Here is a 12246-nt window from a genome sequence, read left to right as displayed (position 1 = left end):
GCTCTCCCGTGACCAGGTTGGGACCGGAACCAGGCAGGCTCGTCGGCATGGACCTGGCCGAGGCGATCTACCTCATCGCCGCCCTGCTGTGGATCGGCGCGGCACTCGGCGGGCTGGCCGTGGTGGTGATCGTCGCGCTCAAGGTGCGTGCCCGGCGCCGACGGTTGAACCGCCTGCTGGACGTGGTGCGAGTGCCCGCCAGGCTCTACGCGGGCTCGGTGCGGACGCAAATGCGTTGGGACCCTTGGCCTTCGGCTCCAGCGCGCAACCGTAGGCGGCGGGCGGGCTCAGGCCCGCGAGGGCGTCAGCGTTAGCGCCTGAGACAGGTCGACGGAGGCGTCACCGCAGCGCAGCGTGACCGTCCGGACACCGGTCAACGAGCCGCCGCCCTGCGGCACGAGGCGCATCGCGGACGAGGTGGCGGGGACGGCCGCGCCCCGGCATAGCCCGGTGTCCCCGGTGGCCAGCCGCGTCCACGACGTGCCCTGGTACAGCATGGTGAAGCTGGTCAGGGAATCGCTCACGACGTCGGCGAGGCAGCCCAGGAATGCGCAACTCGAGCTGACGATCCACGTGCTCGGCTGATCGGACAACCCCGCACCGGTCGCCGGATCGGTCGGCGCGGTCTTCTTCGTGACGGTGTAGGACCCGTCGAACAGTGGCGTGGCGTCCGCACCGGCAATCCAGCTCGGCGTTGCGGCGCACGTCGCCACGACGGTCGCGGCGATCGCCACCATCGCCATTCCGTACCGAGGTTGATTCATCGTTGCCCTCCCGGTGAGCGCCTCCGGTGGCGCACCTACGACTGTGCGGCACCGGAGTGCCCCGAGAGGGCGAAACGCGCGAAGCTCACAGGCCGTCGTCGGGCGGGGATCCGGGTCCGGCTGGTCGGGGGTCGATGAACGAGATGGCGAAGATCATCGCGAGCAACGTGAAGATCGCGAGCGCGGACAGCAGGTCACCCCACTGGAACGGGTAGAGCACCCCGTCGATCGACAGGACCAGCACGGTCTCGATGACGCCGAACAGGAAGAAGAAGACGCCGAACACCAGGCGGGAGAACCTGCGGTGCAGGGCGGTACGTCGCAACTCGACCATCAGGGTGAGCAGCAGCAGGGGCAGAATCTGCGAGAGCGTGGAGGCGGTCGGGCCGTCCATCACGACGATGGTCACGGCGCTCTGGTTGGCCATCGCGCGCACGTTAGCAGTCGTTCCTGCCGACGACCCGTCGGGCTGACTGCGGCGTAGCTAGGTGGCGTCCCCGACGGTCTTGTCCTGGTTGCCGTTGGTCGAGCAGAACCTCAGCGCCGTCGCCACGGCGGCCTCGACGTCCGAGGTCGAGGCGTTGCGGCCGTTGCGCGCCTTCAGCTCGTTGGCCATCGTGGCGCTGCGGGTGGTCTGGTTCATGCCGGTGAAGTCCCGACAGGTGGTCGACGCGTCGCCGATCCCGGCGCATCCCGCCAGGGCAACCCCCAGGGCGGCCATCACCGCGGCTCTTCGGTACACGGGGTATGACGCTACGGGAGGCGCCAGGGGCCGCCGAGATCCCGTCGGCTAGAGCTCCACCGCATACAGCCGGTGGGTTCCGCTGAAACCCTTCAGTTCGACGTCTCGGCCGTCGTCGAAGGACACGTCGGCGCCCACGTCGTCGCGCACCGACTCGCTGACGAGGATCTCGCCGCCGTCGGCCGCGGACGCCACCCGCGCCGCCATGGCGACGTTGCGGCCGAACAGGTCGTCACCGCGCCGCACGGACTTGCCCGCATGGATGCCGATGCGGACGCGAATTCCGCTGGGCCGCCTGGCCAAGTGCTTCTGGATGGCGATGCTGCACTGGACGGCCTCACTGGGCTTGGCGAACGCGACCATGAACCCGTCGCCCTGGCTCTTGACGACGTGGCCCGAGTGTCGCTTCACCTCGCGGCTGACCATCCTGGCGTGCCGGTCGATCAGGCGGACCCACGCGCGGTCGCCGATGCGCTCGTTGAGCGCGGTCGACTCCTCGATGTCGGAGAACATGATGGTGACCCGCCCGTTGAGCGTCATGCGGGCGAGATCCGGGCGTTCGACAGTCGCCCAGTCGGCGAGGTCCTCGATGTTGGAGCGAACCGCGGCGCCGAGTCCCTCCTTGCGGAGAATGTTCGCCGTCTGCCAGACGGTCTTGACGGCCTCGCGCCCGCCCGAGATGAGGTTGTTGCGGGTGTCGAGTTTGCGCTGCAGGTCGGCGAGTTCCTCGTCGCGGGTTGCTACCCGCCGCCACAGGACGGCAATGGCAACCGCCTCGGCGACGGCGACGGCGAGCAGCGCATACATCGCGATCAACGTTGACGACACCGGTTGATTATCGAGGGTGCCCCCGGCCGCACCCCGCCGCCCTGCCCGCCACGCCGGCCCTACCTCGCCGCGCCGCCCTACCCGCCGCGCCGCGCTAACTCATCGCCCCGCCCCGCCACGCTCCGACCACCCACCTCATTGCCCACCTTTGAGCGAATCCGGGACGGGGTCCGCGCCCCAATTCGCTCAGAGGTGGGCAGAGGCATGTACGCCTGAGAACCGATCACCCACCTCGAGCAAATCCGGGACGGGGTCCGCGTGCCGATTCGCTCAGAGGTGGGCAGAGGCATGTATGCCTGGGAACCGGCGAACCGAACCGAACCCCGACGGGGACGGCGGGCACCCAGAACGGAGCGCGTCAGGCCTCGACGAATCGCAGCGACACCACGTAGACCACAGCGGCGATAGCCGCGGACCCGACGGTGCTGAGGTCCACGCCGCCCGCGATGCCGGAGAGGGGGCCGACGTACAGCGTGGTGTTCACGGCCAGGAGGCCGAAGGTGCCGCCGAGCACCCAGGCGACGACGGCCCCGACGTGCCACCCGCCGGCGAACCAGTACCGTCCGCCGCGGCGCCCCTCGGCGAACGCCTGCAGGTCGACGGGGTCGTAGCTGCGGGTGCGCACCGCACCGATCGCCAGGATCGCGATCCACGGCGTGATGAGCGCGTTGAGCGCGATCGTCATCGAGGTGACCGATTCGACCGCGTCGAAGACGAACACCCCGACATACAGCAGCACGATCGCCACCGCGGCGGTGATGACGGTGGTCTGGGTCCTGCGCAGTCGCGGGGTCAGGCCCTCGAGGTCCAGGCCGCTGGCGTAGATGCACAGCACGCCCTGGCTCAGTCCGCCGAGCAACGAGATCGCGACGATCGGCAGCACGTACCACGCGGGGGAGTTGGTGACGAGGTCGTCGAGGTAGGAAGCGGTCGGGTTGGAAAACGCCAGCGCCGTGAAGGCACCGAACAGGCTGGGCACCATGACGCCGATGAACATGCCGGCACCGAGAGCGACGCCAATCTTCCTGTCGCTGAACCGAACCGACGAGATCCGCCGGGTGTAGTCGCCGATCGTGGGCCCGTAGGAGATCGGTGCCGCCGCGAAGAGCACTGCCGACAACGCCCAGGTCGGCAAGTACCCGCCGAGTGAATAGTTGCCACCCGGCGCGGACACGTCGACGTGGCCGGCGAATGCGAAGAATCCCGCCACCATCAGCGTGCCGACGACGGGTACGACGACCTTCTGCATCGCGACGATCGTCGCGTGGCCGTACAGCGCGACGGTCACCATGAGGGCGGCGACGACGGCGTAGGCGACGGCGTGTGCCACGCGGGTGTCCGGCGCGTGCAGCAATCGGTGCGCGGCGGCGACGAGCGCGTCCCCGCTCGTCCAGACCGTCACCGCAGCGAACGCCAGGGCGATGGCCAGCGCCAGGCCGGACCCGATGAATCGGCCGCGGATGCCGAAGAACGCGCCGCTCGATACCGTCATGTTGGTGCCGGTACGCGGCCCGATCGTCGCCGTCGGGAGCACCGCTAGGGTGCCGACCGCGGTGCCGACGACCATCGAGGTCACGGTCTGCCAGAACGACAGCCCGAACAGGATCGCGAAGGCGCCGAACACGACGTTCGTCCAGGTGAGATTGGCGCCGAGGAACACGGCGCCGACGTTGCGGGGGCTCGAATCGCGGGCCTCCTCCGGCAGGTACTCCACACCTGCGGTCTCGATGCCGCCGACGTGGTCGGCCGGCGCGGCGTGCAGATCCTGGGATGGCGTGGTGGCGGTCATGGGTTCTCGATCCAGCTGTTGACGGGTGGCTCAATAGTGTTGATGTAGTGTTCAATAACAAACCTCATGCGTCAAGGGGAAAGGTCGAGATGCGCGACGCCAAGCGAAAGCTGCCGTCCGAACGCCGCGAGGAGCTACTCGCCAGGGCCGTCGAGATCAGCCACGCCGACGGCCTCGCGGCGGTCACGCTGCGGCGCGTGGGAGCCGACCTCGGCGTCACCCCAGGCCTGGTCAGCCACTACTTCTCGTCGGCGGATCAGCTGATCGCCGCGGCCTTTCGCACAGCGGCCCTGGCGGATTTGGACGCGGCCCGCACACACGTCGGCACGGCGTCGAGGCCCACCGCGCGTCTCGAGGCGCTACTGGACTACGTGCTCGGTGACGTCAGCGAGATCGCCAGTGCGCTGTGGCTCGACGCGTGGAGCCTCGGCCGCCGCAACCCCACGCTGGCCGCCGAGGTCCCCGCACTGACCGACGCGTGGCTGACTTTGATCGGCGAGATCCTGCGGGCCGGTCGCGACGCGGGGGAGTTCGAGGTGAGCGACGTCGAGGCGTCGGCCCGACGGCTGCTGATCCTCATCGACGGCCTCGGCGCGCAGAAGGTGACGCGCGACGCCACCGGCAACGAGATCGCCCACATCGCGCGGTCCTACGTCGCGTCCGAACTGCCCTCGGCTCACCAACCCTCGGTGAGCACCCGGTCCAGCGCCGCGACGTAGAAGTCCGCGCCCGCGACGTCGAGGCACAGCGGCGGCTTGGTCTTCAGGATGTTCTGGCGCTCGCCGGTCGGCTGGATGACGACGCCGAGTTCGAGCATGCGATCACAGATCGCGGCGGTCTCCTCGGTGGCGGGCTCGAGGGTGTCGCGGTCGCGGACCATCTCGACGCCGAGGTAGAGCCCCATGCCGTGCACGGTGCCGATGATGGGGTGCTTCGCGGCGAGCGCGGTCAGTTCGGCCTTGAGGTGGCCGCCGACGCGTTTCGCGTTGCCCTGCAGGTCTTCCTCGCGCAGCACGTCGAGCACCGTGAGCCCGATCGCGCACGACAGCGGGCTGCCGCCGGTCGAGGAGAAGAAGTATCCCTGCGAGCTGAACGCGTCGGCGATCGCGCGGCTGGTGATGACGGCGCCCAGCGGGTAGCCATTGCCCGTCGACTTGGCGATCGACACGATGTCGGGCACCACGCCCTGCTGCTCGAAGCCCCAGAACCATTCCCCGAGCCGGCCATAACCGACCTGAACCTCGTCGGCGATCGCGTAACCACCCGCCGCACGGACGGCGGCGTACACCTGGCGCAGGTAGCCGTCGGGCAGGGCCATGCCACCGGCGTTGCCGTACACCGACTCGCAGATGAACCCCGCGGGCGGCCGCCCCGCCGCGACGAGGTCGGCCACCGTGGCCACCGCGTCCGTCGCGTACCGCGCGGCGTCGGCGCCGCGATGGGTCCCCCGAAAGCTGTTGGGGGACTCCACCGCATGGATCCAGTCCGGTCGGGTGGTGAGGGCCTGGGGATTGTCGGCGGTCGACGTCGACACCGCGTCGGTGGCGTACGTCCACCCGTGGTAGGCCTCGCCGACCGCGATGACGTCGCGATGCCCGGACACCGCCAGTGCCAGCCGCAACGCGAGATCGCTTGCCTCAGAACCGGAATTGACCAGGAACACGGTGTCCAGCGGGTCGGGCAGCATCGCGGCAAGCCGTTCGCTGAACTCGACGACGGCCTCGTAGTTGAACCGGGAGTTGGTGTTCAGCCGTCGCAGTTGGCGGTTCGCGGTGTCGGCCACGCGGGGGTGGGCGTGGCCGAGCATCGTGACGTTGTTGACCATGTCGAGGTAGGCCCGCCCGGCGGTCGACATCAGGTAGTGCCGCCGCCCGCGTTCGATCTGCGGTGGGTCGGCGTAGTAATGCTCCTGCACCCGCGCGAAGCTCTCGTCGCGGCGCGCCAACAGGTTTGACGTCGTTTCGCTCGACGACTCGGGGAGGCCGAGCAGCGGACTCGGATCACGCGAGAGGGCCAGCCACCCCGGGGCCAGTTCGGCCGTGACGTACGCCGGTGCGACGGGCGCACCCACGGGACGCACCGCGACGTGGGTCCACCCGCCCGCACCCACGGTCGCCAGCGGCTCACCGGTGGTGACCGTGTCCGCGGGCGTGGGCTCGGCCCCGGTGAGGGTCAGCTCGAATTCCGTTCCGCGCAGGTTGAATTCGCCGTCGCGGCGCACGATCTCCCCCGGCCACGGCGCGACCAGCGTCAGCGGGGCGGCCGGCCACATCGACACGCCGGTGGCGACGACGGCGGGGGAGTCCTGGCTCAGCAGCGGCGCCCTCGTCAGGTCCGCCTCGCCGAAGCGGGTGACGACGAGCGTCGCGCCGGCCTCGATCGCGGCCACGGCCACACCGTTCCGAAAGTGTTCTCCCAGAACGCCTTCCGGAGCCTTATCGAAGAGCTCCGAGGTGGTCGAGAGGTCCAGCTCGTGAACCGACGCGACGTCCAACTCGGGGATCAGCGACCCGGTGAGCGCGGCGGGCGGCTCGGCGAGGCCGAGTTCGGCGCGGACGACGGCGGTCATCACGTCCATCGGCACCGACGTCGCCTGTTCGAACATCCGCGACTCGGCATGGGACTGGTCGGTGAGGTAGGCGTTGTCGGGGTCGAGTGACACCTGTTGGGCCCCGCTGACGATGAGCACCGCGGTGCGCAGCACCAGTAGCGGCCAGAGCGCGTCGACCTCGGCTCCGCTCAACGGGCGGGTCGCGTGAAAGGCCTTGACTCCCGGCAGGATCGACGTCGGGGCGGCACCGCAATGGCCGAGCACCGACGACAGCGTGATGGCGAGTTCCGACACGGCCCAGGTGTCGGAGAGGTCGCCGAAGTCGATGATGCCGTCGGGTCGTCGGGCCGCCCCGGCGACGACGTTGGCGTCGGTCAGGTCCAGATGCACTGCCTGCCGCGGGAGTTGGTGGGCCACCGGGGCGATCCGCGCCCATGCGTCGGCCGCGGCCGTGCAAAGACGTTCGCGCAGAGTCGGATCGGCGACGTGGGATGCCAGCATCTGCACGACGTCGTGGCCGAATCGCAGATCCCACTGCAGGGCGCGATCCAACCCGGGATGCCGAAAGTCGGCGAGGGCGCAGCTGACGCGGGCCGCCAGGTCGCCCATTCCCGCGACGACGGCGGGCGCCAGGTATCCCATGTCGACGAGCGTCCCGCCCGACAAGAACGGTAGCAACCGAACGTGGGCGGTGCCGTCGAGCAGACCCGTGACCTCGGTGGCGACCTCACCGTCGAGGTTGCGCTGCGGAACGGCCACGCGCAGTGACGGTTCCGCGTGGGCGATGGCTTCGGCGGCGGCGTCCTGCGCGGCGAGTTCGACCGCGGTGAAGGCCGGGTTGGCGATCTTCAGGACGCCGACCGTGCGGTCCCCGGCGGCGATGACGAGGAAGTTCTCGTCCTGGTTGCTGCCCAGCGACTCCAGCCGGGCCTCGATGCCGTAGTGCGTCGCCAGTAGCCGCGTGGCTTGCGCCTCGCCGACCCGGGGTGCGGGCAGTTCCGGCTCTCGGAGGAAGTCGAACCCCATGCTCAGCGGGACACGAAGTCGACGACGACCTCGCTGAACGCGTCGTTGTCGTCACCGGCTGCCGTGTGGCCCGCACCCGACAGTTCGACGAATTCGGCACTGGGCACCTTGGACAGGAAGTCGCGCACACCGGCCTCGCTGACCACGTCGGAGAGCTTGCCGCGGATGAGCAGCGTGGGAACCTGCAGATTGATCGCGGCCTGCTCGAGCATGTCCATGCGGGTGTAGGGATCGTCCTCGGGCTTGGTGAGGAACGCCGGGTCCCAGTGCCAGTACCAGCGGCCGTCGCGCAGCCGCAGGTTCTTCGTCAGCCCCTCGGGACTGCGCGGGCGTGTGCGGTGCGGCAGGTACGCGGCGACGGCGTCGGCGGCCTCGTCGAGGGAGGCGAAACCGTCGACCCCGCTGAACATGAAGTCGCGGATGCGCGCGCTGCCGTTCTTCTCGAACCGCGGCACGACGTCGACGAGCACCAGCTTGGTGACCAGTTCGGGGCCCGCCTCGTGCGCGGCGAGGATGCCGGTGAGACCACCCATGCTGGCGCCGATCAGCACGGTCGGCCCGCCGATCTGGTAGAGCACGTGCAGGATGTCCGAGCACAGCGTCTCGACGCGGTAGTCGGCGGTGGGGGAGCGGTCGCTGTCCCCGTGGCCGCGGCTGTCGAGCGCGATCACGTGGAACCCGCGATCGGCGAGGATCTGGCCGGTGTTCTTCCAGGAGTGTCGGTTCTGTCCGCCGCCGTGCAGCATCAGGATCGACGGGTGATCGGTCGTGGCGTCGCGGTTCCACTCGTCGGCGACGAGGGTGAGGTCGTCGACTCCGCGGAACTCGACGGTGCTCGACGTGCTGCTGGCTTTGCTCATTGACATCGCGGACAACCTTTCACACAGACCGGGACCTCACGTTACCCAGAGGGCATGGGCCCGCTAGTGGCGGCTGCCGTCGACTCCTAGGCTGTAGCGGTGACGGAACCACGCTGGCTCGACGTCTCCACTCCCGACGTCACGCTGAAGGCACTGTCCTGGGGACCCGACGACGCCCCGATTGCACTGTGCCTGCATGGTTTTCCCGATACCGCGCACGGTTGGCGCAAGGTCGCGCCGCGTCTGGTGGACGCGGGCTGGCGGGTCGTCGCGCCGTTCCTGCGGGGCTACGCACCGTCGACGACGTCGACCGATGACAGCTACCACGTCGGCGCACTGATGGACGACGCGCTGCGGGTGCTGGAGACCGCGGGTGCCACCGGCCGCGACGTGGTGATCGGCCACGATTGGGGGGCGATCGCGGGCGCGGGCCTCGCGGCCATGCCCGAGAGCCCGTTCACGAAGGCCGTCATCATGTCGGTACCGCCCGCGGGCACGTTCCGACCCCTACGCGGGCTGCCCGACCCGGCGCGGCTGGCGGCACGGCTGCCCCGCCAGCTGCTGCGCAGTTGGTACATCACGTACTTCCAATTGCCCTGGCTGCCAGCGCGATCCGCGTCCTGGGTGGTGCCACGGCTGTGGCGGCAGTGGTCGCCGTCGTACGACGCGAGCGAGGACGTGGCACTAGTGATGGACGCCATCGGGGCGCCCGAGAACTGGCGCGCGGCGCTCGGGTACTACCGCGCCACGATGCGGGGCAGTGCGCCGCCACCGCGGTACGCCGATCTGCACCGGTACTGGTTGGCCCGACTGCGCGTGCCGACGCTCTACCTGCACGGCGCCGACGACGGGTGCGCCTCGGCGGAGTACACCCACTGGGTGAAGCCCGCGCTGCCCGAGGGGAGCGCGGCCCAGATCGTCTCTGGCGCAGGGCATTTCATGCAGCTGGATCAGCCGGATCGGGTCGCGCGGTCGATCGTCGAGTTCCTCGGCGATCCCGCAGGCTAGGCGTTCTTCAGGGCGGGGTGGGTGCGCGCCAGGATCGGCAGCAGCACCCGGCGCGGCAGCACCTTGTAGGCCGCGGCGCCGACCCGGTTGAGTGCGCCGGGGATGACGATGGTCTTGCCCGCCGCCAGGCCGTCGACCGCCGCCTTCGCGACGTCGGCGGCGCTGACCCACATGGCCTTGGGCAGGGCGGCTTCGGCGTCCGCGTCCGGGATCCCGGCCGCCGCACCGAATCCCGTCTTCACCGGCCCGGGGCAGAGCGCCGACGCGATGACGCCGGTGCCCTGCAGCTCCTGACTGAGCGACTGGGTGTAGGACAGCACGAACGCCTTAGCCCCGCCGTAGGCGGCCTGACCGGGCACCGGGCCGAACCCGGCGACCGATGCGACGTTCAGCACCGCACCCCTGCCGCGGGCCACCATGCCGGGCACGAAGCGGCTGCACAGGTCGGCCACGGCGGCGACGTCGACCTCGATGAGGTTGAGTTCGGCGGCCGGATCCGAGGTGGCGACCGGGCCGGACGTGCTCAGACCGGCGTTGTTGACCAGGACGTCGACGACGCGGCCGAGGTCGCCGACCCTGGCGGGGAGCGCCGCGCGGTCCTCGGCCCGGGACAGGTCGGCGGGCAGCACCTCGGCCGAGGCGCCCAGCGACGTCGCGAGCGCCCGCAGCTTGTCCGCCCGGCGCGCGACCAGGACGACGTGACGGCCGCGTCGGGCGAACTCCCGCGCCAGCTCCTCCCCGATACCCGAGGAGGCGCCGGTGACCAGGACCGAGCCGTTGTCACTTGCCGGTGGCAGCATGCCCGCAGCCTAGCCTTGGGGCCCATGACCCCACGGCGACTCGCGCCGATCGACGCGCAGACACTCTGGCTGGCGCCCAAGATCCCGAACGACACGTTCCTGCTGTTCGGGTTCGACGGCGTCCCGACAGATCTGCAGCGCACGCTCGACGACGTCGAGGCGCGGGCCCGCAGCTGTCCGGAACTCTCCTCGTGCGTGGTCGACCACGGCTCGCTGCACTACCCGGCGCTGGTGGGCGCCGACGTCGAGCGTTCGCAGCTGGTGGCGCACGACCTGCGGGACCGCACCTGGGCGGGCTGTCTGGCCGCGGTGTCCGCGTCGATCGGCCATCAGCTGGACGCCGGCGTCGAACTGTGGCGGTTGCACGTGTTCGCCGACGTCATCGGCATGCCGGGCGTGAATGGCCCGGGAACCGTTGCGGTGCTCCAGATTTCGCACGCGCTCGGTGGGGGCGGTCGGACCTCGGCGCACGCCGCGCTGCTGTTCGGCCGCGCCGGCGTCGTCCTACCCGAGATCCACCCGGGCCCATCGCGTCGGCTGGCGGGTCTGCGCGCCGCGCGGGCGCACCGGGGACTGCTCGCCGACGAGGCGGCCGGGGTCGTCCCCGCGCCGGCGCCGGTTCGCCCGCTGCTGCGCACCAATGCGCTGCCGTCGGGGCCGCGCAGTGTGCGGACCGTCGTGTGCAGCCGGGCGGAACTGGGCGGCCCCACGGTGACGGTCGCGGCGCTGTCGGCCGTGTCGACGGCGCTGGCCGGCCACCTGCGCGCCCTCGGCGACGATCCGTCGACACTCGGTGCCGAGGTGCCCATGGCCAAGCCGCCACCGCGCCAGGCGTACAACCACTTCGGCAACGTCGGCGTGGGGTTGTACCCCGACGAGACGCAGTCGGACCGACTCGGCAGGATCGCTGACGACCTCGCGGCGAGGCGGCGGCGCGCCGATCACCCCGCGATGCGGGCATCGGATCTGGCGTTCGCCGCGACGCCCGCCCCGCTGTTGCGTTGGGGCATGGCACGATTCGACCCGAACGTGCGAGCGCCCGCCGTCACGGGCAACACCGTCGTCTCGAGCGTGAACTGCGGCGCGGCCGACTTCGCCTTCGGCGGCGCACCCGTGGTGCTCGCGGCGGCGTTCGCGGGGCTGTCGCCGATGATGGGTCTGACGCACGTCGTCGTCGGCATCGGCGACACCGTCGCGATCGGCGTGCACGCCGCCGAGTCGGCGCTCGGGGGGCCCGGTGGCATCGACGAGTATGCGGAGCGACTCGGGGCGGCGCTGCCCTTGGCCTGACTGCTCTTTACACGTGCCCTAGATTCTGTTGCGTGACTGCCTACGATTTCTCGTTGCTCCTCGTCCGCGTCGTACTCGGCCTAACGATGGCCGCCCACGGCTACAACAAGTTCTTCGGCAAGGGCGGCATCGGAGGCACGGCGGGCTGGTTCGACAGCATGGGCATGAAGCCCGGCAGCTTCCACGCCCGCGTCGCCGCCTCGACCGAGATGGCGGCCGGCCTCGGGCTGGCGGTCGGTCTACTGACCCCGATCCCCGCGGCGGGCTTCGTCGCGCTGATGCTGGTGGCGGCGTGGACCGTGCACCGCCACAACGGCTTCTTCATCGTCAAGGAGGGGTGGGAGTACAACCTCATCCTCGCGGTCGCGGCGGTCGCGCTGGCCGGTACGGGCGCCGGCCGGGTGAGCCTGGACTGGGCGCTCTTCCGCAACAGTGCGGTGTGGGACTACGTGCAGGGCTGGGGCGGTTTGGCCGTCGCGGTCGTACTCGGCCTGGCCGGCGGCATCGGTCAGTTGGCGATCTTCTACCGTCCGCCCGCCAAGACCTAGCCCAGTTCCCGGGCGAGCAGCCGCAAACATGCCCTGACAC

The 12246-nt window shown here is 70.4% G+C and carries 13 protein-coding genes; 5 read left to right on the top strand and 8 right to left on the bottom strand.

The window, feature by feature from the left end; genetic code table 11:
* Positions 1 to 8 precede the first annotated feature (8 nt).
* Positions 9 to 314: a hypothetical protein gene (locus G6N60_RS21120; protein ID WP_163740932.1), complete on the top strand. Its 306-nt coding sequence runs from the start codon at positions 9 to 11 to the stop codon at positions 312 to 314.
* Here the strand turns inward: G6N60_RS21120 and G6N60_RS21115 are convergent.
* The 5 genes from G6N60_RS21115 to G6N60_RS21095 form a co-directional block, all read right to left on the bottom strand.
* Entirely contained in the window at positions 288 to 764 is a 477-nt protein-coding gene (locus tag G6N60_RS21115; RefSeq protein ID WP_163740930.1) for a hypothetical protein, read from the bottom strand. The two genes, G6N60_RS21120 and G6N60_RS21115, sit on opposite strands and share 27 nt — an antisense overlap.
* An 85-nt stretch (positions 765 to 849) precedes the next feature.
* A complete protein-coding gene (locus tag G6N60_RS21110) occupies positions 850 to 1191 on the bottom strand; it encodes a hypothetical protein (RefSeq protein WP_163740928.1) in 342 nt (113 codons plus the stop codon).
* 57 nt (positions 1192 to 1248) lie between these two features.
* Entirely contained in the window at positions 1249 to 1506 is a 258-nt protein-coding gene (locus G6N60_RS21105) for a hypothetical protein (RefSeq protein WP_163740926.1), read from the bottom strand.
* 48 nt (positions 1507 to 1554) lie between these two features.
* The gene (locus G6N60_RS21100) at positions 1555 to 2313 is read right to left on the bottom strand and encodes an adenylate/guanylate cyclase domain-containing protein (RefSeq protein ID WP_163744306.1); all 759 of its coding nucleotides are present in this window, start codon (positions 2311 to 2313) and stop codon (positions 1555 to 1557) included.
* A gap of 379 nt (positions 2314 to 2692) precedes the next feature.
* On the bottom strand, positions 2693 to 4123 hold the full coding sequence (locus tag G6N60_RS21095) for a purine-cytosine permease family protein (protein ID WP_163740924.1): 1431 nt from the start codon (positions 4121 to 4123) through the stop codon (positions 2693 to 2695).
* A gap of 89 nt (positions 4124 to 4212) precedes the next feature.
* Between G6N60_RS21095 and G6N60_RS21090 the strand changes: the two genes are divergently transcribed.
* The gene (locus G6N60_RS21090) at positions 4213 to 4842 is read left to right on the top strand and encodes a TetR/AcrR family transcriptional regulator (protein WP_163740922.1); all 630 of its coding nucleotides are present in this window, start codon (positions 4213 to 4215) and stop codon (positions 4840 to 4842) included.
* On the opposite strand, the gene G6N60_RS21085 is transcribed toward G6N60_RS21090, so the two are convergent.
* A complete protein-coding gene (locus G6N60_RS21085; protein WP_163740920.1) occupies positions 4800 to 7700 on the bottom strand; it encodes an aminotransferase in 2901 nt (966 codons plus the stop codon). The genes G6N60_RS21090 and G6N60_RS21085 overlap by 43 nt on opposite strands.
* A gap of 2 nt (positions 7701 to 7702) precedes the next feature.
* Complete coding sequence (locus tag G6N60_RS21080; RefSeq protein ID WP_163744303.1) at positions 7703 to 8560, bottom strand: alpha/beta fold hydrolase; 858 nt, start codon at positions 8558 to 8560, stop codon at positions 7703 to 7705.
* 99 nt (positions 8561 to 8659) lie between these two features.
* Between G6N60_RS21080 and G6N60_RS21075 the strand changes: the two genes are divergently transcribed.
* Entirely contained in the window at positions 8660 to 9568 is a 909-nt protein-coding gene (locus G6N60_RS21075) for an alpha/beta fold hydrolase (protein ID WP_163740916.1), read from the top strand.
* Here G6N60_RS21075 and G6N60_RS21070 read toward each other — a convergent pair.
* The gene (locus tag G6N60_RS21070) at positions 9565 to 10368 is read right to left on the bottom strand and encodes an SDR family NAD(P)-dependent oxidoreductase (RefSeq protein WP_163740913.1); all 804 of its coding nucleotides are present in this window, start codon (positions 10366 to 10368) and stop codon (positions 9565 to 9567) included. The two genes, G6N60_RS21075 and G6N60_RS21070, sit on opposite strands and share 4 nt — an antisense overlap.
* A 24-nt stretch (positions 10369 to 10392) precedes the next feature.
* On the opposite strand from G6N60_RS21070, the gene G6N60_RS21065 reads away from it, so the two are divergent.
* Entirely contained in the window at positions 10393 to 11658 is a 1266-nt protein-coding gene (locus tag G6N60_RS21065; protein WP_163740911.1) for a WS/DGAT domain-containing protein, read from the top strand.
* Between the two features lie 32 nt (positions 11659 to 11690).
* Positions 11691 to 12206 carry a DoxX family protein gene (locus G6N60_RS21060; RefSeq protein WP_163740909.1) on the top strand — a complete coding sequence of 172 codons (516 nt, stop codon included), beginning with the start codon at positions 11691 to 11693 and terminating at the stop codon, positions 12204 to 12206.
* The last annotated feature ends 40 nt before the right edge of the window (positions 12207 to 12246 follow it).

The sequence above is a fragment of the Mycolicibacterium madagascariense genome, assembly GCF_010729665.1.
Lineage (GTDB): Bacteria > Actinomycetota > Actinomycetes > Mycobacteriales > Mycobacteriaceae > Mycobacterium > Mycobacterium madagascariense.
This window is presented reverse-complemented; position numbering and strand designations above follow the sequence as displayed.